This window comes from Streptomyces sp. NPDC092952, assembly GCF_044754785.1.
Taxonomy (GTDB): domain Bacteria; phylum Actinomycetota; class Actinomycetes; order Streptomycetales; family Streptomycetaceae; genus Streptomyces.
On sequence record NZ_JBIVPT010000007.1, the window covers coordinates 149,882 to 176,661 of the forward strand.

At 72.9% G+C, this 26,780-nt stretch carries 19 protein-coding genes; 10 read left to right on the forward strand and 9 right to left on the reverse strand.

Going from position 1 to position 26,780, the window contains the following annotated elements:
- Positions 1 to 127: 127 nt before the first annotated feature.
- Positions 128 to 2,338: a helix-hairpin-helix domain-containing protein gene (locus ACIQGQ_RS19135; RefSeq protein WP_402397255.1), complete on the reverse strand. Its 2,211-nt coding sequence runs from the start codon at positions 2,336 to 2,338 to the stop codon at positions 128 to 130.
- Entirely contained in the window at positions 2,335 to 3,318 is a 984-nt protein-coding gene (locus ACIQGQ_RS19140; RefSeq protein ID WP_402397257.1) for an aldo/keto reductase, read from the reverse strand. Before ACIQGQ_RS19140 ends, ACIQGQ_RS19135 begins: the two co-directional genes overlap by 4 nt.
- A gap of 139 nt (positions 3,319 to 3,457) precedes the next feature.
- Here ACIQGQ_RS19140 and ACIQGQ_RS19145 point away from each other — a divergent pair, with 139 nt between their 5' ends.
- Complete coding sequence (locus ACIQGQ_RS19145; RefSeq protein WP_402397260.1) at positions 3,458 to 4,507, forward strand: LLM class F420-dependent oxidoreductase; 1,050 nt, start codon at positions 3,458 to 3,460, stop codon at positions 4,505 to 4,507.
- Positions 4,508 to 4,680: 173 nt separating this feature from the next.
- Positions 4,681 to 5,463: a ferritin-like domain-containing protein gene (locus ACIQGQ_RS19150; protein WP_402397697.1), complete on the forward strand. Its 783-nt coding sequence runs from the start codon at positions 4,681 to 4,683 to the stop codon at positions 5,461 to 5,463.
- Between the two features lie 16 nt (positions 5,464 to 5,479).
- Here ACIQGQ_RS19150 and corA read toward each other — a convergent pair whose 3' ends face one another.
- The gene (gene corA / locus ACIQGQ_RS19155) at positions 5,480 to 6,475 is read right to left on the reverse strand and encodes a magnesium/cobalt transporter CorA (protein WP_402397263.1); all 996 of its coding nucleotides are present in this window, start codon (positions 6,473 to 6,475) and stop codon (positions 5,480 to 5,482) included.
- Between the two features lie 66 nt (positions 6,476 to 6,541).
- On the opposite strand from corA, the gene ACIQGQ_RS19160 reads away from it, so the two are divergent.
- From ACIQGQ_RS19160 to ACIQGQ_RS19180, 5 genes are all read left to right on the forward strand, one after another.
- Positions 6,542 to 7,231, forward strand: coding sequence for a histidine phosphatase family protein (locus ACIQGQ_RS19160; RefSeq protein ID WP_402397266.1), 690 nt, complete (start codon positions 6,542 to 6,544; stop codon positions 7,229 to 7,231).
- A gap of 123 nt (positions 7,232 to 7,354) precedes the next feature.
- The gene (locus tag ACIQGQ_RS19165; RefSeq protein ID WP_352280628.1) at positions 7,355 to 7,945 is read left to right on the forward strand and encodes a DUF3090 domain-containing protein; all 591 of its coding nucleotides are present in this window, start codon (positions 7,355 to 7,357) and stop codon (positions 7,943 to 7,945) included.
- Positions 7,909 to 8,754: an SCO1664 family protein gene (locus ACIQGQ_RS19170; RefSeq protein ID WP_402397270.1), complete on the forward strand. Its 846-nt coding sequence runs from the start codon at positions 7,909 to 7,911 to the stop codon at positions 8,752 to 8,754. Before ACIQGQ_RS19165 ends, ACIQGQ_RS19170 begins: the two co-directional genes overlap by 37 nt.
- Positions 8,755 to 8,874: 120 nt before the next feature.
- A complete protein-coding gene (mshC, locus tag ACIQGQ_RS19175; RefSeq protein ID WP_402397273.1) occupies positions 8,875 to 10,104 on the forward strand; it encodes a cysteine--1-D-myo-inosityl 2-amino-2-deoxy-alpha-D-glucopyranoside ligase in 1,230 nt (409 codons plus the stop codon).
- Positions 10,105 to 10,239: 135 nt separating this feature from the next.
- Positions 10,240 to 13,305 (forward strand): NPCBM/NEW2 domain-containing protein, encoded by a 3,066-nt coding sequence (locus tag ACIQGQ_RS19180; RefSeq protein ID WP_402397276.1) that lies wholly within the window; start codon positions 10,240 to 10,242, stop codon positions 13,303 to 13,305.
- 72 nt (positions 13,306 to 13,377) lie between these two features.
- On the opposite strand, the gene ACIQGQ_RS19185 is transcribed toward ACIQGQ_RS19180, so the two are convergent.
- The gene (locus tag ACIQGQ_RS19185) at positions 13,378 to 14,439 is read right to left on the reverse strand and encodes a PAC2 family protein (protein ID WP_402397279.1); all 1,062 of its coding nucleotides are present in this window, start codon (positions 14,437 to 14,439) and stop codon (positions 13,378 to 13,380) included.
- A 258-nt stretch (positions 14,440 to 14,697) separates the two neighbouring features.
- On the opposite strand from ACIQGQ_RS19185, the gene ACIQGQ_RS19190 reads away from it, so the two are divergent.
- Positions 14,698 to 16,050, forward strand: a complete 1,353-nt coding sequence (locus ACIQGQ_RS19190) for an L-fuconate dehydratase (RefSeq protein ID WP_402397282.1) — start codon at positions 14,698 to 14,700, stop codon at positions 16,048 to 16,050.
- Positions 16,047 to 16,826, forward strand: coding sequence for an SDR family NAD(P)-dependent oxidoreductase (locus ACIQGQ_RS19195; RefSeq protein WP_402397286.1), 780 nt, complete (start codon positions 16,047 to 16,049; stop codon positions 16,824 to 16,826). The genes ACIQGQ_RS19190 and ACIQGQ_RS19195 overlap by 4 nt, the downstream gene beginning before the upstream one ends.
- A gap of 205 nt (positions 16,827 to 17,031) precedes the next feature.
- Here ACIQGQ_RS19195 and ACIQGQ_RS19200 read toward each other — a convergent pair whose 3' ends face one another.
- From ACIQGQ_RS19200 to ACIQGQ_RS19220, 5 genes are all read right to left on the reverse strand, one after another.
- The gene (locus ACIQGQ_RS19200; protein ID WP_352280614.1) at positions 17,032 to 17,703 is read right to left on the reverse strand and encodes a FadR/GntR family transcriptional regulator; all 672 of its coding nucleotides are present in this window, start codon (positions 17,701 to 17,703) and stop codon (positions 17,032 to 17,034) included.
- Positions 17,704 to 17,844: 141 nt separating this feature from the next.
- Positions 17,845 to 19,455: an FAD-dependent oxidoreductase gene (locus tag ACIQGQ_RS19205; protein WP_402397289.1), complete on the reverse strand. Its 1,611-nt coding sequence runs from the start codon at positions 19,453 to 19,455 to the stop codon at positions 17,845 to 17,847.
- Positions 19,456 to 19,460: 5 nt separating this feature from the next.
- Positions 19,461 to 20,996 (reverse strand): glycerol kinase GlpK, encoded by a 1,536-nt coding sequence (glpK, locus tag ACIQGQ_RS19210; RefSeq protein WP_402397292.1) that lies wholly within the window; start codon positions 20,994 to 20,996, stop codon positions 19,461 to 19,463.
- 56 nt (positions 20,997 to 21,052) lie between these two features.
- Entirely contained in the window at positions 21,053 to 21,844 is a 792-nt protein-coding gene (locus ACIQGQ_RS19215) for an MIP/aquaporin family protein (protein ID WP_402397296.1), read from the reverse strand.
- Between the two features lie 322 nt (positions 21,845 to 22,166).
- Entirely contained in the window at positions 22,167 to 22,931 is a 765-nt protein-coding gene (locus ACIQGQ_RS19220) for an IclR family transcriptional regulator (RefSeq protein WP_352280606.1), read from the reverse strand.
- Between the two features lie 240 nt (positions 22,932 to 23,171).
- Here ACIQGQ_RS19220 and metH point away from each other — a divergent pair, with 240 nt between their 5' ends.
- Positions 23,172 to 26,684 carry a methionine synthase gene (metH, locus tag ACIQGQ_RS19225; RefSeq protein WP_402397299.1) on the forward strand — a complete coding sequence of 1,171 codons (3,513 nt, stop codon included), beginning with the start codon at positions 23,172 to 23,174 and terminating at the stop codon, positions 26,682 to 26,684.
- Positions 26,685 to 26,780 lie beyond the last annotated feature (96 nt).

Sequence of the window (26,780 nt, forward strand, 5' to 3'; positions counted from 1 at the left end):
GCCCCCGCGCCGCCCCGGCCCCGGGCCGCCCCCCGCGCCGGGGGGGGCCCCGGGGGGGGGGGGGGGGGGGGGGGGGCGGCCCCCGCCCCCCCCCCCCCCCCCCCCCCCGACGCTGCCCCGGGGCCGCTCAGTGGGCCGGGGTCTCCAGCAGGGTGCGCAGCCTGGTCGTACGGTCCTGGGCCGGCGGCTCGGCGACCGCGCGCGGAAGGGCCTGGTCCACTCCGTGGACCACCGACAGATGCCGCTCGCCCCGGCCGAAGGCCGTGTACACCCAGGAGCGGCTCAGCCCCTGCGCCGCGTCGCCGGGGAGGACGACGACCACCGCGGGCCACCGCGTGCCGGCCGCCTGGTGGGCGGTGAGGGCCCAGCCGTGGCGGACACAGGACGCCACCCGCTCCTGCGGGACGACGACCGGGGTGCCCGCGCAGTCCAGCCGCAGCCCCTCGGCATCGGCGGAGACGACCACCGCGCCCACGATCCGGCCGGGTGCCGGGACGTGGACGACGCGGTCGCCCGGGTCGAAGCCGCCGAACCGGCCCGGTCCCGGGTTGAGCCGCTGCTTCAGAGCGGCGTTCAGCGCCCGGGTGCCCGCCGATCCGCCGTGGCCGACCGTGATCACCTGGGTCTCGGCCGACGGTACGCCGATGGCGCGCGGCACCGAGTCGGCCACCAGCTGCACGGTGCGGTGGACCGCCTCGCCCGCGTCGCGCACCGGGACGATCACCACCTCCTTGCCGGGCGCCTCTACCTGGTTCAGCTCGCCGATGCCGATGCCCGAGACCAGCTCGCCGATCGGCCCGGGGTCGGGCGTACGGGAGACGGTCTGGGGGCAGGCGCGGGCCGCGAGGACATCGGCGAACACTTGCCCCGCCCCGGCCGAACCCAGCACCCCGGGGTCACCGCTGAGCACCAGGCGGGTGCCGTCGGCCAGCGACTCGACGAGGACCGCCGCGCTCTCGACGTCCAGCTGCGGGGCGTCCAGCACGACGAGCAGGTCGACGGCGAGCGCGCCCTCCGCGTCCCGCCCCGGGCCCTCGGTCCCGGCGAGGAGACCGGCGAGGGTGACGGCGCTCTCCGGGGCGTCGGTGGCCCCGGCCAGCCGACGTCTGCCGTCGGTCCCGTGGGTGGCGCCCAGGGCGCGCAGGCCGAGACCGCGGGCGGCGGTGATCAGGGCGGCGGGCTCCGCCCGGGCGGCCTCGCCCCCGGTGTGCGCCACGAGACCGTGGGCCGCGGCGGCGCGGATCAGCTCGGCCGCCGAGTCGGAGGCCCCGGCCGGGACCGCCTCCGACCAGTCGGCGTCCTTCTCGCAGGTGCTGACGAGCCGGGCGAGCCCCTCGGCGAGGCTCTCCTCGGCGAGGGCGTAGCGGTCGAGGCCGAGCAGCGTCCGCACCGGTTCGCCGGCGCCCCCGGCCTCCTCGGCGGAGGACTCGGCCTCCCCGGGCCCGGAAGGCTCCTGGGTCTCCTGCCCGTCCCGCGCGTCCCCGTCCCGCGCGTCCTGGAACGCGAGGACGACGCCCTCGGCGACGGCGTTCCGGACGGCGGCCCCGGGGTCGGACACCGAACGTCCGGCGAGCGCCGCGAGTACCTCCGACGCGTCCAGCACCGTGTGGCCGCGCAGGGCGGCCCGCTCCAGCAGCCAGCCCACCAGGGCGGCCGTGCGCCGTTCGTCGTCCGGGCCGCAGCCGGCGCCGAGCAGGGCCCGCGCGAAGCCGTCCGCCTGCTCGGGCCCGACCCCCGGCACGGCCAGCAGCTGCCAGGGATCCGCGCGCAGGGCGTCGGGCGCCTGGGCCCCGAGGGTCCCGGCCACGGCCTCGGCCAGCGCCGCCGGAGCTCCGCCCTCGGCCAGCACGGCGGCGGTGGCGGCGACCGACTCCGGAGGGGCGCCGCGCGGGACCGTCGGTGGTGCCGGGGCGCGGGGAGGCGCCGGAGCGGGCTCGGGCGCGGTGCGGCGCGGAGCGGCGGCGGGGGAGTCGAAGAACGCGCCGGCGGACCGCTCGCCGCTCTCCACCGCGCGCACGGCCGCCATCAGGTCGGCCGCCTTGCCGCTCAGCTTCGCCCCGGCGGCGATCGGACCCGCCTTCTCCGCCTTGCGCTGCTCGATCCGCTCCCGCAGCTCGCGCTGGGCGGCCAGTTCGGCCTCCGCCTCGGAGAGCGCCGCGGCCCCGTCCTCCGTACCCGCGTCCGTCTCCGCGGCCGCGTCGTCGGACGTCGGAGCCCCGTCGTCCACGGCCGCTTCCCCGGCGGACGGGGCGGGCACGTCGGTGGAGGGGTTGGCCTCGGCGCCGTCGTCGTCGGTGGCCGGGGAGCCGGGGGTCTCTCCCCCGGGAAGCGCAGTCACAGCGTGCTCCAGTCCTGGTCGGGATAGCGGTGCACGGGCGCCGACACGTCGTCGAGCGCCTGGCAGATCTCGTCAGGAAGACTAAGCGCCTCCACTGACAGCGCCTCCGCGAGCTGCCTCGCGGTGCGCGCGCCGACGACAGGGGCCACCACTCCGGGGCGGTCCCGCACCCAGGCGAGCGCCACCTGGAGCGGGGTGGTGGCCAGACCGTCCGCCGCCGTCGCCACCGCGTCCACGACCCGCCTCGCCGGCTCGTCGAGATACGGCTCCACGAACGGGGCCAGCAGCTCCGAGGCGCCCCGGGAGTCCGCCGGGGTGCCCGTGCGGTACTTCCCGGTGAGCACGCCGCGCCCCAGCGGCGAGGACGGCAGCAGCCCGACGCCGAGGTCGAGGGCGGCGGGCAGCACCTCGCGCTCCACCCCCCGCTGCAGCAGCGAGTACTCCATCTGGGTGCTCGCGATCCGGGTGCGCATCCCGGGCGGGGCGAGCTGCCAGGTCGCCGCCTTGGCCAGCTGCCAGCCGCAGAAGTTCGACACCCCCGCGTACCGGGCGCGCCCGCTGGACACCGCCAGGTCCACCGCCTGGAGCGTCTCCTCCAGCGGGGTCGCCGGATCGTAGGCGTGTATCTGCCACAGGTCCACATGGTCCGTGCCCAGCCGCTCCAGCGAGGCGTCCAGCGCGGCCAGCAGATGGCCGCGCGAGCCGTTGAACCTGCGGTACGGATCGGCCACGCTGCCGGCCTTCGTCGCGACGACCAGGTCGCTCCTCGGCACCAGGCCGCCGATGAGCTGCCCGAGCAGGTACTCGGCCTCCCCGCCGCCGTACACGTCGGCGGTGTCGACCAGGGTGCCGCCGGCTTCCCAGAAGGCCTTCAGCTGTTCGGCGGCGTCGTGCTCATCGGTGTCCCGCCCCCAGGTGAGGGTGCCGAGCCCGATCCGGGACACGCGAAGGCCGGTGCGGCCGAGATGCCTCTGCTCCATGGGGGCTGAGATTACTGGCCGGAACCCCACCGGGCCCGGCCTGTGGACAACCAGGCGGCAAGCCGCCTCTGCCGGATCGCGCCACCGCGCGCTAGAGTCCGGGACTCAGGGACGTTACTGATCGGTAAGGGGAGCGGCCATGCGGCTCGGCATCAATCTCGGCTACTGGGGTGCGGGAATGGACGGCGACAACCTCGCCGTCGCCCAGGAGGCCGACCGGCTCGGCTACGACGTCTGCTGGGCGGCCGAGGCGTACGGCTCCGACGCGCCGACGGTCCTCTCCTGGGTCGCCGCCCGGACGGAGTCCATCGACGTCGGCTCCGCCATCATGCAGATCCCGGCCCGCCAGCCCGCCATGACCGCGATGACCGCCGCCACCCTCGACTCGCTCTCCGGCGGCCGGTTCCGGCTCGGCCTCGGCGTCTCGGGGCCGCAGGTCTCCGAGGGCTGGTACGGCGTCAAGTTCGACAAGCCGCTCGCCCGCACCCGGGAGTACGTCGAGATCGTCCGCCGGGCCATGTCCCGTGAGCGCCTCTCCTACGAGGGGGAGCACTGGACGCTGCCGCTCCCGGGCGGTCCGGGCAAGCCCATCAAGCTGACCGTGCACCCGCAGCGCGAGCACATCCCGCTCTACATCGCCGCGATCGGCCCGAAGAACCTGGAGCAGACCGGTGAGATCGCCGACGGGGCACTGCTGATCTTCCCCTCCGCCGAGCACCTGGAGGAGACCGCGATGAAGCCGCTGCGGGCGGGCCGCGAGAAGGCGGGCCTGACCATGGACGGCTTCGACGTCTGCCCGACGCTGCCGCTCGCCGTCGGTGACGACCCGGACGCCCTCGCGGACATCTTCCGCCCGTACACCGCCCTGTACGTGGGCGGCATGGGCAGCCGCAGGCAGAACTTCTACAACCAGCTCGCGCAGCGCATGGGCTACGAGAAGGAAGCCGCCGAGATCCAGGACAAGTACCTGTCCGGCGACAAGAACGGCGCCGCCGCCGCGGTGCCGAGGCAGCTGGTCGACCAGACCTCGCTGCTCGGCCCCGTCGAGCGGATCGCCGACCGGATGCAGGCCTACGCCGACGCAGGCGTCACCACGCTGACCCTCGCCCCGGCCGGGTTCACCCTGGAGGAGCGGCTCACCGCCCTGCGGGCCGGGACGGACGCCCTGGAGCGTGCCGGGCTCGCCTGATCCCGGACCCGGCCGGCCGAGCGGTACCGGCCCCCGGCACGCGCGTGTGCCGGGGGCCGCGCCCCCTCCCGTACCCGGGTGCCGGACGCCCCGGCCCGGGACCGTTCCTGTTGCCCGTGCCGGGATGCCGCACTTGACTGTCGTGCGGAGGAAGCGGCACGGAGGTGGCAGTGATGCTCTCGGCGAAGAACCTGTTCCAGGAGATCCTCGACGACGACGAGTCGTTCCGGCTGTTCTGCTCCATCGCGGCCGGCGGCGAGTCGCAGGGCGGCTGGGAGAACGGCCGGATCGCCGCCCTGGCACCCGAGAGCCAGCGCACCCTGGCCCCCAGGATCGCCCGGCACGGCGCCGACGAGGACAAGCACGGCAGGATCTTCAACGCGCTGCTGCGCAAGCGCGGGCTGCGGCCCGTGACGGTCCCGCACGAGACCGACTACACGATGCTCCTGGAGAAGCACGGCATCGGCCTCGCCCACGAACGGCTGCGCGAGGAGGAGCGGCTCACCGAGCACGACATCATCACCTACCTGGCCCACAGCCGGGTCACCGAGCAGCGCGCCTCCGAGCAGATGGCCCTGCTCCGCAAGCACTTCGCCGACCACCCCGACCTCGGCCGCGCCGTACGGATGATCTCGGACGACGAGGACAACCATCTGGCCTACTGCCACGAGGAACTGCTCCGCTTCGCCCGGGCCGGGCACGGCCGCACCATCCAGCACACCCTGCGCACCTGCGCGCTCGCCGAGATCCGCGTCTACCGCGACGTCAGCCTCGCCGTGATGGGCCACATGGGCCGCATCCTGGGCTGGTCCCGGGCCAGGGCCGCGGTGCTGGCCGCCGGGATCCACGCGCTCTACGCCTACGAGCGGTTCGCCGGGTGGCGGCGCATGGTGAGCCTGGCGCAGCCCGAGCGGCGCGACGCGCTGGGCGGGCCCCCGACGCCCGGCCCCGCCTGACCCCGGCCCGCGCCCCTCAGAGCCAGCCGCGCCGCTTGAACTGCCGGTACAGCGCGAACACCACCACGGCCATCAGCGCGATCACCGCCGGATAGGCCCACACCCATTTCAGCTCCGGCATGTGGTCGAAGTTCATGCCGTAGATTCCCGCCACCATCGTCGGTACGGCGGCCATCGCCGCCCAGGCCGAGATCTTGCGCATGTCGTCGTTCTGCCGCACCCCCACCTGGGCCAGATGGGCCGAGAGGATGTCGGAGAGCAGCCGGTCCAGCCCCTCCACGTACTCGGTGGCGCGGGTCAGGTGGTCGCCGACGTCACGGAAGAACGGCTGCGAGTGCTCGGGGACGAACGGCACCTGCGCACTCGCCAGCCGGGACATCGGCTCGCTCAGCGGCCCGGCCGCCCGGCGGAACTCCAGGAGCTGGCGCTTGAAGGTGTAGATCCGGGACGCGGTGCCCTTGGTGTCCCGGGAGCCGGTCGGCGCGAACACCTCGGTCTCCAGCTCCTCCAGGTCGGACTGGAGCTCACCGGCCACCTCGATGTAGTGGTCGACGACGGCGTCGCTGATCGCGTACAGCACCGAGGTCGGCCCGTGCTTGAGCACCTCCGGCTCCGACTCCAGCCGCCGCCGTACCGCGGCCAGCGGAGCCCCCTCCCCGTGCCGGACGGTCACGACGAACGAATCGCCCACGAAGGCCATCAGCTCGTCGGCGGAGACCGTGTCGTCCGACTTCTCGTACACCACCGGCTTGATGACGGCGAACAGCGAGTCGTCGTACACCTCCAGCTTGGGGCGCTGGTGCGCGCCCAGGGCGTCCTCGACCGCCAGCGGGTGCAGCTTGAACGCGCTGCTCACCAGGGAGAACTCCTTCTCCGTCGGCTCGTGCAGCCCGATCCAGAGGAAGGCGTCCCCGGTGGCCCGCGCCTCCGCGAGGGCCTCGGAGAGATCGGCGGGGCCGTCGGTGCGGCGCCCGTCCCGGTAGATGGCACTGTCCACGATCACGGCGGGCATTCTTCCCTGCCCCGCTCCCCGGCGCACCTCTTCGCCGGTGCGCCGGCACCCCCTACGCTGGCCCGTATGCCCACCCTGATCCTCGTACGCCACGGACGCTCCACCGCCAACACGGCCGGGGTGCTCGCGGGCCGCACCCCGGGCGTCGCGCTCGACGAGCGCGGCGCCGCCCAGGCCGCGGCCCTCCCCGGCCGCCTCGCCGGGGTGCCGCTGGCCGCCGCCGTCAGCAGTCCGCTCCAGCGCTGCCAAGAGACCCTGCGCCCGCTGCTCGACGCCCGCCCGGAGCTGGAACCGCACACCGAGGAGCGGATCAGCGAGTGCGACTACGGCGACTGGTCGGGGCGCAAGCTCGCGGAGCTCAACGACGAACCCCTGATGGACGTCGTGCAGCGCCACCCCTCGGCCGCCGCGTTCCCCGGCGGCGAGTCGATGCGCGCCATGCAGGCCCGCGCCGTCGACGCCGTACGGGACTGGAACGCCCGCGTCGAGGCCGCGTACGGCGAGGGGGCCGCCTATGTGATGTGCTCGCACGGCGACATCATCAAGGCCCTGGTCGCCGACGCCCTCGGCCTCCACCTCGACCTCTTCCAGCGCATCCACGCCGACCCCTGCTCGGTCACCGTGATCCGCTACACCCGGCTGCAGCCCTTCCTGCTCAGACTCGGCGACACCGGGGACCTCGGATCGCTCGCACCGCGCGAGGAGCCCGGCGCGGACGCGCGGGCGGCCGTCGGCGGCGGCGCTGGGGCGCCGTGATCGCTTCGCGCAGTAGGGTGGGCGCTCCGTAGGTGCCGGGGCGCCAGGCCCCTGCCCCGGGAAACCTCCCGCGGCCCTTTCGGCCGCTTTCCCCACCGTCGTCGATCTCAAGGGAGACAGGACGTGTCCCGTCAGGTGTTCCTCTACGACCCGCCGGACCGTTTCGTGGCCGGTACGGTCGGGCTGCCTGGGCGCCGTACGTTCTTCCTGCAGGCCTCCTCGGGCGGACGTGTCACCAGTGTGGCCCTGGAGAAGACCCAGGTCGCTGCGCTCGCCGAGCGGATCGACGAACTGCTCGACGAGGTGGTGCGGCGTACCGGCGGGAACTCCCCGGTGCCCGCCGTGGCGCCGATGGACGTCACCGACACCGCCCCGCTGGACGTCCCGGTCGAGGAGGAGTTCCGCGTCGGCACCATGGCGCTCGCCTGGGACGGCGAGGAGCAGCGCATGATCGTCGAGGCACAGGCGCTGGTCGAGCTGGACGTGGAGGCCGACGAGGACCCCGCCGAGGCGGAGGAGCGGCTGCTCCAGGACGAGGAGAACGGCCCGCCGATGCTCCGCGTCCGGCTCAGCGGCGCACAGGCGCGGGCCTTCGCCAAGCGCGCCCTCGACGTCGTGAACGCCGGCCGCCCGCCGTGCCCGCTGTGCAGCCTGCCGCTCGACCCGGAAGGACACGTATGCCCGCGCCAGAACGGATACCGTCGCGGAGCCTGACCGGCACCGACCCCCTGACCCTGCTCGCCGAGGGCGAGCTGACCGTTCTCGGACAGATTCGCGGCGCCTCCAACGCGGCGCTCTACTGCACCGTCGCCCGGGACGGCGAGGAAGCCGCCTGCGTCTACAAGCCGGTGGCCGGCGAACAGCCCCTGTGGGACTTCCCGGACGGCACGCTCGCCGGGCGAGAGGTGGCCGCGTACCGGATCTCCGAGGCGACCGGCTGGGGCCTGGTGCCGCCCACGGTGCTCCGGGACGGCCCGTACGGCGAGGGCATGTGCCAGCTGTGGATCGACGCGCTGCCCGAGGAGGGCGAGGACGCCGCGGAGCCGCTGCTCGCGCTCGTCGAGGAGGACGAGCCCGGCGAGGGCTGGAAGGCCGTGGTCCGCGCCGGGATCGGCGAGGGCCGCACGGCCCTGCTGGTGCACGCGGACGACGAGCGGCTGCGGCGGATGGCCGTCCTCGACGCCGTGATCAACAACGGCGACCGCAAGGGCGGCCATCTGCTGTCCGCGCCCGACGGCCGGATCTACGGCATCGACCACGGAGTGACGTTCAACACCGACGACAAGCTGCGCACGCTGCTGTGGGGCTGGGCGGGGGAGCCGCTCACCGGGGAGGCGGCCGGGGTCGTCGAGCGTCTCGCGGACCGGCTCGCGCCCGGAACCCCGTTGGTCACCCGGCTGGCCGAGCTGATCACCGGGGCCGAGATCGAGGCCCTGCGGGGGCGGGTGGCGCGGCTGCGGGAGACCGGACGCCACCCGGAGCCGAGCGGCGAATGGCCCTCGATCCCCTGGCCGCCGGTCTGAGCGGAGCGTGGACGGCTCCGGGGGCGAAGCACACGGGAGGCCGTGGCGCAAGAACGCCTCTTCGGACGCGATCCGGGATCCGGTTCGTATCCGGAACGTGCATCCGGTTACGCTCGTGGCATGCATGCCTGGCCCGCTTCTGAGGTCCCCGCCCTGCCCGGCAAGGGCCGCGACCTTCGGATCCACGACACCGCGACCGGCGGACGGATCACTCTTGACCCCGGTCCCGTCGCCCGCATCTACGTCTGCGGCATCACGCCGTACGACGCGACCCACATGGGTCATGCGGCGACCTACAACGCGTTCGACCTCGTGCAGCGCGTGTGGCTCGACACCAAGCGGCAGGTCCACTACGTCCAGAACGTGACGGACGTGGACGACCCGCTGCTGGAGCGGGCCGTGCGCGACGGACAGGACTGGACCGAGCTCGCCGAGCGCGAGACCGCCCTGTTCCGCGAGGACATGACCGCTCTGCGCATGCTTCCGCCGAAGCACTACATCGGTGCCGTGGAAGCGATACCCGGCATCGTCCCGCTGGTGGAACGGCTCCGCGACGCGGGCGCCGCCTACGAACTCGACGGCGACGTGTACTTCTCCGTCGAGGCCGACCCGCACTTCGGCGAGGTCTCCCACCTCGACGCCGAGGCGATGCGCCTGCTCTCCGCCGAGCGCGGCGGCGACCCGGAGCGCCCCGGCAAGAAGAACCCGCTCGACCCGATGCTCTGGATGGCCGCCCGCGAGGGCGAGCCGAGCTGGGACGGCGGCTCGCTCGGAGCCGGCCGGCCCGGCTGGCACATCGAGTGCGTCGCCATCGCCCTGGACCACCTGGGCATGGGCTTCGACGTCCAGGGCGGCGGGTCCGACCTCGTCTTCCCGCACCACGAGATGGGCGCCTCGCACGCCCAGGTGCTGACCGGCGAGCACCCCTTCGCCCAGGCGTACGTCCACGCCGGCATGGTCGCCCTGGACGGCGAGAAGATGTCCAAGTCCCGGGGCAACCTGGTCTTCGTCTCCCAGCTGCGCCGCGACGGCGTGGACCCGGCGGCGATCCGGCTCGCCCTGCTCTCGCACCACTACCGGTCCGACTGGGAGTGGACGGACCAGGTGCTGGCCGACGCGGTGGCGCGGCTCGGCCGGTGGCGGTCCGCCGTCTCCCGGCCGGACGGGCTGCCCGCCGAGGCCCTGGTCGAGGAGGTCCGCGCGGCCCTCGCCGACGACCTGGACGCGCCGGCCGCACTGGCCGCCGTGGACCGCTGGGCCGAGCGGCAGAACGCCGAGGGCGGTACGGACGAGGGTGCTCCCGGCCTGGTGTCGCGCACCGTCGACGCACTGCTGGGCGTCGCCCTGTAGTACCGCACATGCGGACAACTCACTGAATCATCAAGGCTGTTCATCGGGAACCGGCCCCGGACTTCTTTCGTGGAGTTCGGGGCCGGTTCCGTTTTGTCCATGGTCAAGTGCTCGATCCTGCGCTAAAAGCGCTCTATGCAATCATCAACGCGCATCAGAACGGCGGCAGTTGCAGCCTTGCTGGGACTGGTGGCCGTCTTCACGGGACCCGGCGCCGGACCGGCCGCGGCCGCCGCACCCAGGGCCGCCGAGGCCGGGCCGGACACCACGGTCGGCGACGTCACCGGCTTCTCCGCCGACGGAGCCGTCTACCACCTGAAGGCGGGCGCCGCCGAGGTCCGGGTCGGCTTCGTCTCCACCGACACCTTCCGCATCGAACTGGCCCCGGACGGCACCTTCACCGACCCGGCGGGCGACGAGATCGTCCTGCCGCAGGGCGCCCCGCCGCGCACCCGGTGGAAGGAGCTCGGCGACCGCTACGAGCTCTCCACCACCGACGTCACCCTGCGCGCCTACAAGTCGCCCCTGCGGTTCGCCCTGTACCGGGCGGACGGCAGCCGGATCTGGTCCGAGACCCGGGGGCTGAGCTGGAACGGCGAGCGGACCACCCAGACCCTGGCCCGGGGCGCCGAGGAGCAGTTCTACGGCGCGGGCATGCAGAACGGCCGGGGCAACACCTCGCACCGGGGCAAGACCGTCGAGGTCGGCGTCGACTACGACTGGAACGACGGCGGCCACCCCAACTCGGTGCCGTTCTACCTCTCCTCGGCCGGGTACGGCGTCTTCCGCAACACCTTCGCCCCGAACACGTACACCTTCGGCGACCCGGTGACCACCAGCGCGCAGGAGAAGCGGTTCGACGCCTACTACTTCGCGGGCGACAGCGCCAAGGACGTCATCGGCCAGTACACGAAGCTCACCGGGAAGCCCTTCCTGCCGCCCGTGTACGGGCTGGAGATCGGTGACGCCGACTGCTACCTCCACAACGCCAACCGGGGCGAGCGGCACACCCTGGACGCGCTGAAGGTCGCCGACGGCTACGTCGAGAACGACATGCCCAACGGCTGGATGCTCGTCAACGACGGCTACGGCTGCGGCCACGAGAACCTCGCCGAGGCCGCCAAGGGCCTCCAGGACCGCGGCATGCAGCTCGGCCTGTGGACCGAGGACGGCATCGACAAGATCGCCGACCAGGTCAAGGCCGGCCAGCGGGTCGCCAAGCTGGACGTCGCCTGGGTCGGCGACGGCTACCAGTTCGCCCTGGACGGCTGCAAGGACGCCTACCAGGGCATCGAGGACAACAGCGACGCCCGCGGCTTCACCTATGCCCCCGAGAGCTGGGCGGGCGCGCAGCGCTGCGGGGTGCAGTGGTCCGGCGACCAGTACGGCACCTGGGACTACATCCGCTGGCAGATCCCGACGTACGCGGGCGCCACGATGTCCGGCCTCGCCTACACCACCGGCGACGTCGACGGCATCTTCGGCGGCAGCGCCAAGACCTACACCCGCGACCTCCAGTGGAAGATGTTCCTGGGGACCACGATGACGATGGACGGCTGGGCGGCCAGCGACAAGCAGCCCTTCCGCTACGGCGAGCCCTACACCTCCGTCAACCGCGACTACCTCAAGCTCAAGGAGTCGCTGCTGCCGTACCAGTACTCCTACGCGTACGAGGCGACGAAGACCGGCGTCGGCATGGTCCGCCCGCTCGCCCTGGAGTACCCGGACGACCCCAGGGCGGCGACGGACGCCGCGAAGTACGAGTTCCTCTCCGGTGAGGACTTCCTCGTCGCCCCCGTCTACCAGGACACCGCCGTCCGCGACGGCATCTACCTCCCGAAGGGCACCTGGACCGACTACTGGAGCGGACGCGTCTACGAGGGGCCGGTCACCCTCGACGGCTACAGCGCCCCGCTCGACACCCTGCCGCTGTTCGTCCGGGGCGGCGCCGCCGTCCCGATGTGGCCGGGCATCCGCTCCTACCGCGACCGCACCGCCGACTCCCCGCTGGCCTGGGACGTCTACCCGCGGGGCCGGTCCTCCTTCACGCTGTACGAGGACGACGGCGTCACCCGGCAGCACCGCGACGGCAAGTACGCCACCCAGCGCGCCGAGGTGACCGCCCCGGTCCGGGGCGCGGGCGACGTGACCGTGCGGATCGGCGCCAGCCGGGGCGACTTCACCGGCAAGCAGCGCAGCCGCCCGTACGAGTTCACCGTGCACACCGGCTCCGAACCGGCCTCGGTCGCCCTGCGCGGGAAGCTGCCCCGGCTGGGCTCGGCCGCGGCGTTCAAGTCGGCGAAGCAGGGCTGGTGGTACGACCGGGACGACCGCGGCGGCGTCGTACGGATCAAGACCGCGCCGCTGAGCACCGGGGCGCCGTTCACCCTGCGGCTGAAGGACGCGAGCGCGGTCGGCGGCCGGCACCCGGCGGCCGGCGCGGTGGTCACCGTCCCGGCCGGGCAGGAGCTCGGCGCCGGGACCGGGTCCACCGTCGCCGTCGACGTCACCGCGGGCACCGCCGAGATGACCGGGGCCGAGATCGGCCTGGACGTCCCCGAGGGCTGGAAGGTCACGCGCCCCGCCACGGTGGACCGGATACCGGCAGGCACCACCCGGCGGGTCGAGGTCGCCGTCACCCCCGGCAAGGACGCCACGCCGGGCGAGGCCCGGCTCACCGCGCTCGCCCGCTACCGCGCGGCGGGCGAACCCCGCACCACCACCCAGCGGTTCGCGGCCGCGGTGATGCCACCGCCGCCCACCGGGCAGGCCTGGGCGAGCGATCTGGTCTGGCTGACGTCCGTCAACGGCTACGGACCGGCCGAACGCGACCGCAGCAACGGCGAGTCGGGCGCGGCCGACGGCCACCCGCTGACCCTCGACGGGAAGACGTACGAGAAGGGCATCGGCACCCACGCCGACTCCGACATCGAGTTCTACCTCGGCGGGCGCTGCACCGCGTTCACCGCCGACGTGGGCATCGACGACGAGATCGACGGCTACGGCGAGGTCGCCTTCTCCGTCGAGGCGGACGGCAAGGTGCTGTGGACCTCGCCGAAGGTGACCGGGGCCTCGGCGACCGTACCGGTCGACGTGAAGCTCGACGGGGCCCGCCATGTGCGCCTGAAGGTCACGGACACCAACGGGTCCAAGACCGGTGACCACGGGGACTGGGCGGCGGCCCGGTTCAGCTGTTCCTGAGGCTCACCGCGGACGGGGGAGCGCCGGGCGGTCGCGTACCGGCCCGGCGCTCCTTGCCCACCATCCGTTCCGTCACTCCTCCGACGAATCCCGCGGGCCGTCGCCGTCCTCGGTGCCGTCGCCGTCGCCGTCCTCCTGGTCGGCGGGGCGCCTGAGGGGACCGGAGGCCGTACCGCCGCCCGTGTCGGGGCGGAGCGGCTTCGGCGGGCGGGTGCGGCCGCCGGAGGTGTCGCGGAGATAGGAGGTGTCACCGCTCTCCGTCGCATGCCCGCCCGGGGACTGGCCCGGACCGCCGACGTCCCGGCGGCGCAGATAGCGCTCGAACTCGCGGGCGATGGCCTCGCCGCTCGCCTCCGGAAGCTCGGCGGTGTCCCGGGCCTCCTCCAGCGTCTGCACGTATTCGGCCACCTCGCTGTCCTCGGCGGCCAGCTGGTCGACGCCGAGCTGCCAGGCGCGCGCGTCCTCGGGCAGCTCGCCCAGCGGGATGCGGACCCCGATGAGGTCCTCCAGCCGGTTCAGCAGCGCGAGTGTGGCCTTCGGGTTGGGCGGCTGCGACACGTAGTGCGGCACCGCCGCCCACAGGCTCACCGCGGGCACGCCCGCGTGCGCGCAGGCCTCCTGGAGGATGCCGACGATCCCGGTCGGCCCCTCGTACCTGGTCTCCTCCAGGTCCATGGCCCGCGCCAGGTCGGGGTCGGAGGTGACCCCGCTGACCGGCACCGGGCGGGTATGCGGGGTGTCGCCGAGCAGGGCGCCCAGCACCACGACCATCTCCACCCCCAGCTCATGGGCGAAGCCGAGGATCTCGTTGCAGAACGACCGCCAGCGCATGGACGGTTCGATCCCGCGGACCAGGACGAGGTCGCGGGGCTTCTCCCCGCCGACACGGACCACGGAGAGCCGGGTGGTGGGCCAGGTGATCTTGCGCACTCCGCCGTCCAGCCAGAGCGTCGGCCGGTTGACCTGGAAGTCGTAGTAGTCCTCGGCGTCCAGCGCCGCGAACACCTCGCCCTTCCACTCCCGGTCCAGATGCGCCACCGCCGTGGAGGCGGCGTCCCCTGCGTCGTTCCATCCCTCGAACGCGGCCACCATGACCGGGTCGATCAGCTCGGGTACCCCGGCGAGCTCGATCACCCAGGCCTCCTTCCGAAGTTCCCTTGTGTACCCATCAACCTTACGGCTTCCGGCCCCTCCTGCCGCTGCCTCCGCGCACAGCTGTCCGGACCCGTTCCACCACGGTGCATCACCGATCGAATCAGGGCATCGAGCGCCGAATACATCCGAGCTGTGAGGGGTGGATTTCCAGGAAACCCTGGACGTCACTGCCTTCATGGCGCTATACATCGGATGACCAGAACAGAGGTCCGATGTTATTCCCCTGGGGGGCCGCACATGAGCCAGACCGTCACGGATTTCGAGGTCCATGACATTCGTTTCCCGACCTCGGAACAACTGGACGGCTCGGACGCCATGAACCCCGATCCCGACTACTCGGCCGCCTACGTCGTCCTGCGCACCGATGCCCCCGGCGCCGGGGACCCGTCGGACGGTGCCGGCGCCGGCATCGAGGGCCATGGCTTCTGTTTCACCATCGGGCGCGGCAACGAGGTGATGGCCGCCGCCATCGAGACCCTGCGCCCCTACCTGGTGGGGCGCCCGGCGCCCCGCACCGCGGCGGATCTCGCCGCACTCCACCGCGAGCTCACCCATGACTCGCAACTGCGCTGGCTCGGCCCGGAGAAGGGCGTGATGCACATGGCGGCCGGCGCGGTCGTCAACGCCGCCTGGGACCTGGCCGCCAAGCTGGCCGGCCGGCCCGTCTGGGAGTTCCTCGCCGGGATGACCCCCGAGGAGCTCGTCTCGCTGGTCGACTTCCGCTACCTCACCGACGCCCTCACCCCCGAGGAGGCCCTGGAGATCCTGCGGGCCGCCGAACCGGGCCGCGCCGAGCGCGCCGAACGGCTCCGCGCCGAGGGCTACCCGGCCTACACCACCTCGCCCGGCTGGCTGGGCTACAGCGACGACAAGCTGGTCAGGCTCGCCAAGGAGGCCGTCGCCGAGGGCTTCACCCAGATCAAGCTGAAGGTCGGCGGCAGCCTCCCGGACGACGTCCGCAGACTCGCCCTGGCCCGCGAGGCGGTCGGCCCCGGCATCCGGATCGCCGTCGACGCCAACCAGCGCTGGGACGTCGCCGACGCCGTCGCATGGATGACCGCGCTCGCACCGTACGACCCGCACTGGATCGAGGAGCCGACCAGCCCGGACGACGTCCTCGGCCACGCGGCCGTCCGCTCCGGCCAGCCGGTCAAGGTCGCCACCGGTGAACACGTCGCCAACCGGGTCGTGTTCAAGCAGCTCCTCCAGGCCGGGGCCGTCGACTTCGTCCAGATCGACGCGGCCCGGGTCGCGGGAGTCAACGAGAACCTGGCGATCCTGCTGCTCGCCGCGAAGTACGGCGTCCCGGTCTGCCCGCACGCGGGCGGCGTCGGCCTCTGTGAGCTGGTGCAGCACCTCTCGATGTTCGACTACGTGGCCGTCTCGGGAAGCCGGGAGGACCGCGTGATCGAGTACGTCGACCACCTCCACGAACACTTCGCCGACCCCACCGTGATCGAGTCGGGCCACTACCGGGCACCGAGCGCCCCGGGCTTCTCCGCCCGGATGCTCCCCGCGTCGATCGCCGCACACCGCTACCCGGAGGGCGCCGTCTGGCGCTCCCGCCGCACCGAGGAGGCCAACCGATGACCGGCACACGCGACTTCGAGGGGATGGGGGCCCTGGTCACGGGCGGCGCCTCCGGGATCGGGGCGGCCGTCGCGACCCAGCTCCTGGCACGCGGCGCGAAGGTCGCCGTCCTGGACCGGGACACCACGGGCGCCCCCGAGGGCACCCTGGCCGTCGAGGCGGACGTCACCGACGACGCCGCCGTGCGCCGGGCGGTCGACCGGGCCGCCGCCGAACTGGGCACCCTGCACACCCTGGTGTCCAACGCGGGCATCGGCTCCATCGGCACGGTCGAGGACAACACCGACGAGGAGTGGACCCGGGTCCTGGACATCAACGTCCTCGGCATGGTCCGCACCGCCCGGCACGCCCTGCCCCACCTGCGGCGCGCCGCCGCCCAGCGGCCCGGCACCGCGTCGATCACCCAGACCTGCTCCATCGCCGCGACCGCCGGGCTCCCGCAGCGCGCCCTCTACAGCGCGAGCAAGGGCGCGGTCCTCTCGCTGACCCTGGCGATGGCCGCCGACCACGTCCGCGAGGGCGTCCGGGTCAACTGCGTCAACCCCGGCACCGCGGACACCCCGTGGATCGGCCGCCTCCTCGGCCAGGCCGACGACCCGGAGGCCGAGCGGGCCGCGCTCAACGCCCGCCAGCCGCTGGGACGGCTGGTCGCGGCCGACGAGGTGGCCGCCGCGATCGTCTACCTGGCGAGCCCGGCCGCCGCCTCGGTCACCGGCACGGCGCTGGCCGTCGACGGCGGGATGCAGGGACTGCGCCTGCGCCCCGCCGGCACCTGACCGCGCGGGGTACGGCCCCGAGGGTGTCCGCCCGGCCCTGACACCGGCCGGACGCCCCGGGCCGCCCGGCCCCGGTGCCGTACCCCGTGCCTCCGCTCGGCCGAAGGACGGGCCCGGCTCATCGTGCTCGGCGGGCCGACCGCCCGGCCCGACGCCCTGGGCAGCGGGGGTGCCTCCGCCGGGGGCGCCCCCGCCGCCCGCCGCGCTACAGCGTCGAGCGCAGCCACTGCTCCACGCTCGCCACATGGACCGTCGCCCAGGCCCGCGCCGCCTCCGCGTCCCGGTCCCGCAGCGCCGACACGATCGCCCGGTGCTCGTGGAGCGTGCGGCTGACCGCGTCCTCCTGGGTCAGACCGCGCCAGACCCGGGCCCGGGTGGTCGGCCCGGACAGCCCGTCGAGCAGCGAGCAGAGCACCGAGTTCCCCGACGACTGCACGATGCCCCGGTGGAACTCCAGGTCGCCCGCGACCAGTTCCTCCACCGAGGGCCGCGGACCCAGCGCGTCCAGCTGCGCGGTGAGCTCGTCGAGCCGGTCCTCGGTGATCCGGGTGGCGGCCATCGCCGTGGCGGCCGGTTCCAGGATCCTGCGGACCGCGAGGAACTCCAGCACCGTGTCGTCGCGGTGGAAGTCCACCACGAAGCTCAGCGCCTCCAGCAGCAGCTGCGGGTCGAGGCTGGTCACGTACGTGCCGTCGCCTTGGCGGACGTCGAGGATGCGGATCAGCGACAGGGCCCGCACCGCCTCCCGCAGCGAGTTGCGGGAGAGCCCCAGCTCCGCCGCCAGCTCACTCTCCTTGGGAAGCCGGTCGCCGGGGCGCAGCGCACCCGAGACGATCATCGCCTTGATCTTCTCGATCGCCTCGTCGGTGACAGCCATGACGGTCCTCCTGGGGCCGGAGCGGAATCAGCCAGCGGAATCAGACATCCGATGTATCCAGTCATTATGCGGGTCGGCCCGGACCGCCGAAGGGGCGGCCCCGACGAGGACCGCCCCTTTCTCCGTACGCGTCCGGCCCGGTCAGCGCCGGTCGTCGAGCATCGCTTCGACTCCGGCCCGGATGCCGTCCGTCGCCAGGCCCCGGATCGTCAGCGTCGTACGGCGGCGCAGCACGTCGTCGGCGGTCTCGGCCCACTCGTGGTCCCGGGCGTAGGCGACCTGCGCCCAGATCTCCGGTGCGTCCGGGTGGACGCGCTCGGCCAGCGCCGGGTTCTCGTTCGCCATCCGGGCGATGTCGAAGGCGAGCGAGCCGTAGTGGGTGGCCAGGTGCCGGGCGGTGTCGGCGGCCATCCGGGGGCCGGGCGCGGCGCCGTCGACGACCAGTCGGTGCGCCACCGCGTTCGGGTTGGCGATGCCGGGCAGCGGGAGCTTCTTCGGCAGGCGCGCGATGGGCTCCATGTCCTCGGCGAGCGGGTGCCCGGGGAGCGCGGCCAGCTTGTTCATCACGGTGCGGCCGATGTGGCGGAACGTCGTCCACTTGCCGCCCGCCACCGACAGCATCCCGCCCCGGCCCTCGGTGACCACCGTCTCGCGCTTGGCCCGGGAGGTGTCGCCGGGCCCGCCGGGCAGCACCCGCAGCCCGGCGAAGGAGTACGTGATCAGATCGCGCGAGAGCTGCTGGTCGCGGACCGAGAACGCCGCCTCGTCCAGGATCTGCGCGGTGTCCTTCTCGGTGACCGCGACATCCGCCGGGTCGCCCTCGTACACCTCGTCCGTGGTGCCGAGCAGCAGCATGTCCTCCCACGGCAGGGCGAAGGTGATGCGGTACTTGTCGATCGGGGTGGCCAGCGCGGCCTTCCACGGGCGGGTCCGCTTCAGGACCAGGTGGGCGCCCTTGGACAGGCGTATGGAGGGCGCCGCGTTCGGGTCCTCCATCTTCCGCAGGTGGTCGACCCAGGGCCCGGTGGCGTTCAGCACGAGGCGGGCGTCGACGCCGAACTCGGTGCCGTCCAGCCGGTCCGCCAGCTCGGCGCCGGTCACCCGGCCCCGGGTGAACCGCAGCCCGGTGACCGCCGCGTGGTTGAGGACGACGGCACCCGCGTCGACGGCCGCCCGGACGGTCATCAGCGCCATCCGGGCGTCGTTCATCTGGTCGTCGCCGTAGACCGCGACGGCCTTCAGGTTCTCCGTGCGCAGCTCGGGCACGTCGCGCCGGGCCCGCGCCGGGCTGATCACGTGCCCGACGCCGTCGCCGAAGGCGGAGAGCGCCGAGTACGCGAACACGCCCGCGCCGAGCTTGGCCGCGCCGTGCGGCCCGCCCTTGTAGACGGGGAGGTAGAAGGTGAGCGGGTTGGCGAGGTGCGGGGCGACCTGACGGGACACCGCGCGCCGCTCGAAGTGGTTCTCCGCGACCAGCTTGACCGCGCCGGTCTGCAGGTAGCGCAGACCGCCGTGGAGCAGCTTGGAGGAGGCGGAGGAGGTGGCGCCGGCGAAGTCGCCGGCGTCCACCAGGGCCACCCGCAGCCCGGACTGCGCGGCATGCCAGGCGGTGGAGATGCCCAGGATGCCGCCACCGATCACCAGGAGGTCGTACGCCGCCTTGGACAGCTGTTCCCTGGTCTCGGCCCGGCTCGGAAGGGAACCGGCGGCCGGGTGGGTCCCGAGGGCCGGGACGCTCTGCAGGGTGGTCATGTCGATTACTCCTCGGCAGTGTTCTCGTCGAGCCAGCCCATGGAACGCTCCACGGCCTTCAGCCAGCTCTTGTACTCGCGGTCGCGGGTGTCCGCGGCCATGCGGGGGGTCCATTCGGCGGCCCGGCGCCAGTTGGCGCGCAGCGCGTCGGTGTCCGGCCAGAAGCCGACGGCCAGACCGGCGGCGTAGGCGGCGCCGAGGCAGGTCGTCTCGGCGACCATGGGCCGCACCACGGGCGCGTCCAGGAAGTCGGCGAGCGTCTGCATCAGCAGGTTGTTGGAGGTCATGCCGCCGTCGACCTTGAGGGCGGTCAGCTCCACCCCCGAGTCCTTGGTCATCGCGTCGGTGATCTCGCGGGTCTGCCAGGCGGTGGCCTCCAGCACGGCACGGGCGATGTGCGCCTTGGTGACGTACCGGGTCAGGCCGGCGATGACGCCGCGGGCGTCGGAGCGCCAGTACGGGGCGAACAGGCCGGAGAACGCGGGCACGAAGTAGGCGCCGCCGTTGTCCTCGACCGACAGGGCCAGCGTCTCGATCTCGGCCGCCGACTTGATCAGCCCCATCTGGTCGCGCATCCACTGCACCAGCGAGCCGGTGACGGCGATGGAGCCCTCCAGGGCGTAGACCGGCTTCTGGTCGCCGATCTGGTAGCCGACGGTCGTCAGCAGCCCGTTGTACGAGTTGACCGGGGTCTCGCCGGTGTTCATCAGCATGAAGGTGCCGGTGCCGTACGTGGACTTGGCCTCGCCCTTGGAGAAGCAGGTCTGGCCGAAGAGGGCCGCCTGCTGGTCGCCGAGGGCGGACGCCACCGGGACGCCGTCGAGCGCGCCGCCCCTGGCGGTGCCGTACACCTCGGCGGAGGAGCGGATCTCGGGGAGGACCGCGGCCGGGATGTCCATGGAGTGCAGGATGCGCTCGTCCCACCGCATCTCGTGGAGGTTCATCAGGAGGGTGCGCGAGGCGTTGGTGACGTCGGTGACGTGGACGCCGCCGTCGGTGCCGCCGGTCAGGTTCCAGATGACCCAGGAGTCCATGGTGCCGAAGAGGATGTCGCCGCGCTCGGCGCGCTCGCGCAGCCCCTCGACGTTGTCGAGCAGCCAGCGGACCTTGGGCCCGGCGAAGTACGAGGCGAGCGGCAGGCCGGTCTCGCGGCGGAAGCGGTCCTGGCCGACGTTGCGGCCGAGCTCCTTGCAGAGCGCGTCGGTCCGGGTGTCCTGCCAGACCAGGGCGTTGTGCACCGGCTCGCCGGTGTGCCGGTCCCAGAGCAGTGTGGTCTCGCGCTGGTTGGTGATGCCGATGGCCTTCACGTCGGCGGCGGTGATGCCGGCCTTGGCGACGGCGCCGGCCACCACCTCCTGGACGTTCGCCCAGATCTCGCGGGCGTCGTGCTCGACCCAGCCCGGCTTCGGGAAGATCTGTTCGTGCTCCTTCTGGTCGACGGAGACGATCCGGCCGTCCCGGTCGAAGACGATGCAGCGGCTGGAGGTGGTGCCCTGGTCGATGGCGGCGATGAACGGGCCGGCGGTGTGTGCGTCGGTCACGGTGTGCTCCCGGAGGTCTGTGTGGTCGTGAGGGGTACGGCTACGGGTGCCGCGGCTCAGGCGAAGGCGACGTTGTAGAGCCCGCCGGCTATCGCGCCGCCGACGAGCGGGCCGACGATCGGGACCCAGGCGTAGCCCCAGTCGGAACCGCCCTTGTTCGGCAGCGGCAGCAGCGCGTGCACGATACGCGGGCCGAGGTCGCGGACCGGGTTGATCGCGTACCCCGTCGGGCCGCCGAGCGAGAGGCCGATGCCGACGACGACCAGCGAGGTGATCAGGGCGCCGAGGGTGCCCAGGCCGTTGCCGTCGTTGTTGAGGCCCTGGGTGAGGATGGCCAGGACCAGCACGACGGTGGCGATGACCTCGGTGGCCAGGTTCTGCACGGCGTTCCGGATCTCCGGACCGGTGGAGAAGATACCGAGGACCGGCCCGGCCGCGGGGGCGGCGGCCTGGTCGACCATGCCGTCCTCACCCGTCCGGGTGCCCACGATCTCCGGATCGGTCAGATGGGCCCGGAACTGCCCGTAGTACGTCACCCAGACCAGCACCGCGCCGATCATCGCGCCGAGCAGCTGGGAGCCGAGGTAGACAGGTACGTCGCTCCACTTCGTGCCGCCCTCGATCGCGAGGCCGATGGTGACCGCCGGGTTGAGGTGCGCGCCCGAGACGCCGCCGGCCAGGTACGCGCCGGTCAGCACCGCGAAACCCCACCCGAAGGTGATGGCCAGCCAGCCGGCGTTCCGGGCCTTGGAGTGCTTGAGCGTGACGGCGGCACAGACACCACCGCCGAGCAGGATGAGCACGGCGGTACCGATGGTCTCGCCGATGAAGATGTCGGAGCTGGACACCCGCGACTCCTTTGTCCTTCGTCCAGGGAAGCCGAACCACGGGTCACTCCGGTGGTCCGCGCCCTCGGGGGGAGGGCGTTTTCCGGCCCTGCGCACCGTCACACCCTAACGCCACTTCCGTCAGGTGTTCGACAATGCCGACCGGTGAACGGCAATGCTTCCCCTCGGTGAATCGGGCGTCAAGAGTTGTGCGGCCCCGAACTCGATCGTTACCGGTGGTGTCGCGTCCGGAAGGCGGCGCGCCGGACGGGGCCGGCCCGGGACCGTCCCGCACGGTCCCGGGCCGGCCCCCGGCGGTCCCCGGCCCCGTGGCCGGGGCCGGTCAGAACCGGCCGGCGCCCAGGTCCCGGGAGACCGCGCGGGCGCAGTCGCGCACCGCCGCGATCAGCTCGGGGCGCAGCTCCCCGGCCGCGCAGACCCGCTCCACGGCGCCGGTCACGGCCACCGCGCCGACCGGCATCCGGCGCCGGTCGTGGATCGGGGCGGCCACCGCGGCCACCCCTTCCCAGGTCTCCTCCACGTCGGCCGCCCAGCCGCGCGCCCGGATCAGGTCGAGCATCGCCTCGAACTCCTCCGCGCCGGTCACCGTGCGCGGGGTGAAGGACTGCCGCTCGGCCTCCATGGCCTCGGTGTGCGCCACCGGGTCGTACGCCGCCAGCACCTTGCCCAGGGCCGTGGAGTGCAGCGGCTGCATGGCCCCGACCTCCAGCACCTGGCGGCTGTCGTCGGGGCGGAAGACGTGGTGGACGACGAGGACGCCCTGCTGGTGCAGCACGCCCAGATGGGCGCTCTCACCGCTGGAGCGGGCCAGGTCGTCCGTCCAGACCAGGGCGCGGGCCCGCAGCTCGTGCACGTCCAGATAGCTGTTGCCCAGGCGCAGCAGCTCGGCCCCCAGCTGGTAGCGGCCGGACGCCGCGTCCTGCTCGACGAAGCCCTCGTGCTGGAGGGTGCGCAGGATGCCGTGCGCGGTGCCCTTGGCCAGCCCCAGCGAAGAGGCGATGTCGGACAGTCCCAGCCGCCGCTCGCCGCCTGCCAGCAGGCGCAGCATCGCCGCCGCCCGCTCCAGCGACTGGATGTTCTTGGCCATCGCGCCGTACTCCTCCACCTCGGTTCGACAATGCTGAACACTATCGGTCGATGCCGACCGATGCTCGGTCATGCGACGAAACCGCGCCACCTCATGGATCCGGACATCTCCCCGCACAGCATGCAGTCCGCTCCGTGGGACGGAGTGACGGCCCCGGCCGTCACCGGGCTACGCTGGCCCGGTGCGTCTTCCACCGAAGTGCGCAAAGCCGACAGCCGTCGCATCCCAGGGAGCACATCCATGGCCTCGTCGCCGACCCCTTCCGCCGACAGCCGGAACCGAGCCGAAGCCCTCCGTGAGGCACTCGCCACCCGTGTCGTGGTGGCCGACGGTGCCATGGGCACCATGCTCCAGGCGCAGGACCCGTCCCTCGACGACTTCCAGGACCTCGAGGGCTGCAACGAGATCCTGAACGTCACCCGCCCCGACATCGTGCGCTCGGTGCACCAGGAGTACTTCGACGCAGGGGTGGACTGCGTCGAGACCAACACCTTCGGCGCCAACCTGTCGGCCCTGGGCGAGTACGACATCCCCGAGCGGATCTTCGAGCTCTCCGAGTCCGGCGCGAGCATCGCCCGCCAGGTCGCCGACGAGTTCACCGCCGAGACCGGGCAGCAGCGCTGGGTCCTCGGCTCGATCGGCCCCGGCACGAAGCTGCCGACCCTGGGCCACGCCCCGTACACCAAGCTCCGCGACGCCTACCAGCGGAACGCCGAGGGGCTGATCGCGGGCGGCGCCGACGCCCTGCTGATCGAGACCACCCAGGACCTGCTCCAGACCAAGGCGTCCGTCATCGGCGCCCGCCGCGCCCTCGCGGCCGCGGGCGCCTCGCTGCCGGTGATCTGCTCCGTCACCGTCGAGACGACCGGCACCATGCTGCTCGGCTCCGAGATCGGCGCGGCGCTCACCGCCCTGGAGCCGCTCGGCATCGACCTCATCGGTCTGAACTGCGCCACCGGCCCCGCCGAGATGAGCGAGCACCTGCGCTACCTCGCCCGGCACTCCCGCATCCCGCTCTCCTGCATGCCCAACGCCGGCCTCCCCGTGCTCGGCAAGGACGGCGCGCACTACCCGCTCACCCCGTCCGAGCTGGCGGACGCCCAGGAGACCTTCGTCCGGGAGTACGGCCTCTCCCTGGTCGGCGGCTGCTGCGGTACGACCCCCGAGCACCTGCGCCAGGTCGTCGAGCGCGTCCGCGGCACCGCCGTCGTCCCCCGTACCCCGCACCCCGAGCCGGGCGCGGCCTCCCTCTACCAGACCGTCCCGTTCCGCCAGGACACCTCGTACCTGGCGATCGGCGAGCGGACGAACGCCAACGGGTCGAAGAAGTTCCGCGAGGCCATGCTGGAGGCCCGCTGGGACGACTGCGTGGAGATGGCCCGCGACCAGATCCGCGAGGGCGCGCACATGCTCGACCTCTGTGTGGACTACGTGGGCCGCGACGGGGTGGCCGACATGGAGGAGCTGGCCGGCCGCTTCGCGACCGCCTCCACGCTCCCGGTCGTGCTGGACTCCACGGAGGTCCCGGTGCTCCGGGCCGGCCTGGAGAAGCTGGGCGGCCGCGCGGTGCTGAACTCGGTCAACTACGAGGACGGCGACGGGCCCGAGTCGCGGTTCGCCAAGGTCACCGCCCTGGCCGCCGAGCACGGCGCCGCGCTGATCGCGCTGACCATCGACGAGGAGGGCCAGGCCCGCACCGTCGAGCACAAGGTCGCCGTGGCCGAGCGCCTGATCGCCGACCTGACCGGCAACTGGGGCATCCGCGAGTCGGACATCCTGATCGACACCCTGACCTTCACCATCTGCACCGGCCAGGAGGAGTCGCGGGGCGACGGCATCGCCACCATCGGCGCGATCCGCGAGCTGAAGAAGCGCCACCCCGAGGTGCAGACCACGCTCGGCCTGTCCAACATCTCCTTCGGCCTCAACCCGGCCGCCCGGGTCGTGCTGAACTCCGTCTTCCTCGACGAGTGCGTCAAGGCCGGACTGGACTCCGCGATCGTGCACGCCTCCAAGATCCTCCCGATCGCCCGACTGGACGAGGAGCAGGTCAAGGTGGCCCTCGACCTCGTCTACGACCGGCGCGCCGAGGGCTACGACCCGCTCCAGAGGCTCATGGAGCTGTTCGAGGGCGTCAGCACCAAGTCGATGAAGGCGGGCAAGGCCGAGGAACTGGCCGCGCTGCCGCTGGAGGAGCGCCTCCAGCGCCGCATCATCGACGGCGAGAAGAACGGCCTGGAGACCGACCTCGACGAGGCGCTCCGCTCCCGCCCCGCTCTCGACATCGTCAACGACACCCTCCTGGAGGGCATGAAGGTCGTCGGCGAGCTCTTCGGCTCCGGCCAGATGCAGCTGCCCTTCGTCCTCCAGTCCGCCGAGGTCATGAAGACCGCGGTCGCCCACCTGGAACCGCACATGGAGAAGTCCGACGCCGAGGGCAAGGGCACCATCGTGCTGGCCACGGTGCGCGGCGACGTCCACGACATCGGCAAGAACCTCGTCGACATCATCCTGTCGAACAACGGCTACAACGTCGTCAACCTGGGCATCAAGCAGCCCGTCTCCGCGATCCTGGAGGCCGCCGAGGAGCACCGGGCCGACGTGATCGGCATGTCCGGGCTCCTGGTCAAGTCCACCGTGATCATGAAGGAGAACCTGGAGGAGCTCAACCAGCGCAAGATGGCCGCCGACTACCCCGTCATCCTCGGCGGCGCCGCCCTCACCCGCGCCTACGTCGAGCAGGACCTCCACGAGATCTACGAGGGCGAGGTCCGCTACGCCCGCGACGCCTTCGAGGGGCTGCGCCTGATGGACGCGCTGATCGCGGTCAAGCGCGGCGTCCCCGGCGCCGTCCTGCCGGAGCTGAAGCAGCGCCGGGTGCCCAAGCGCGACGCCGCGGTCCTGGAGGTCGACGAGCCGGAGGAGGGCGTGCGCTCCGACGTCGCCGTCGACAACCCGGTCCCCGAGCCCCCGTTCTGGGGAACCCGCGTCGTCAAGGGCATCCAGCTCAAGGAGTACGCCTCCTGGCTCGACGAGGGAGCCCTCTTCAAGGGGCAGTGGGGCCTCAAGCAGTCCCGGGCCGGGGACGGGCCCACCTACGAGGAGCTGGTGGAGACCGAGGGCCGCCCGCACCTGCGCGGCTGGCTCGACAAGCTCCAGACCGAGAACCTCCTGGAAGCCGCCGTCGTCCACGGCTACTTCCCGTGCGTCTCCAAGGGCGACGACCTGATCCTGCTCCACGAGGACGGCTCCGAGCGCACCCGCTTCACCTTCCCCCGCCAGCGCCGCGGCCGCCGGCTCTGCCTCGCGGACTTCTTCCGGCCCGAGGAGTCCGGCGAGACCGACGTCGTCGGCCTCCAGGTCGTCACGGTCGGCTCGCGGATCGGCGCCGAGACGGCCAAGCTCTTCGAGGCCAACTCCTACCGCGACTATCTGGAGCTGCACGGCCTCTCCGTCCAGCTGGCCGAGGCGCTGGCCGAGTACTGGCACGCCCGGGTCCGCTCCGAGCTGGGCTTCGGCGGCGAGGACCCGGCCGACGTCGAGGACATGTTCGCGCTGAAGTACCGGGGGGCCCGCTTCTCCCTCGGCTACGGGGCCTGCCCCGACCTGGAGGACCGCGCCAAGATCGCCGACCTGCTCCGGCCGGAGCGGATCGGGGTGCACCTCTCCGAGGAGTTCCAGCTGCACCCGGAGCAGTCCACCGACGCGATCGTCATCCACCACCCGGAAGCCAAGTACTTCAACGCCCGGTAAGACGCCGTTCGACGCGCGGCAGCACCGCAAGTCGTACACTTGTCGGTCCAGTGCAGGCCGGTCGCCCTCCCACGGGAGTGGCGGCCGGCCTTCTCG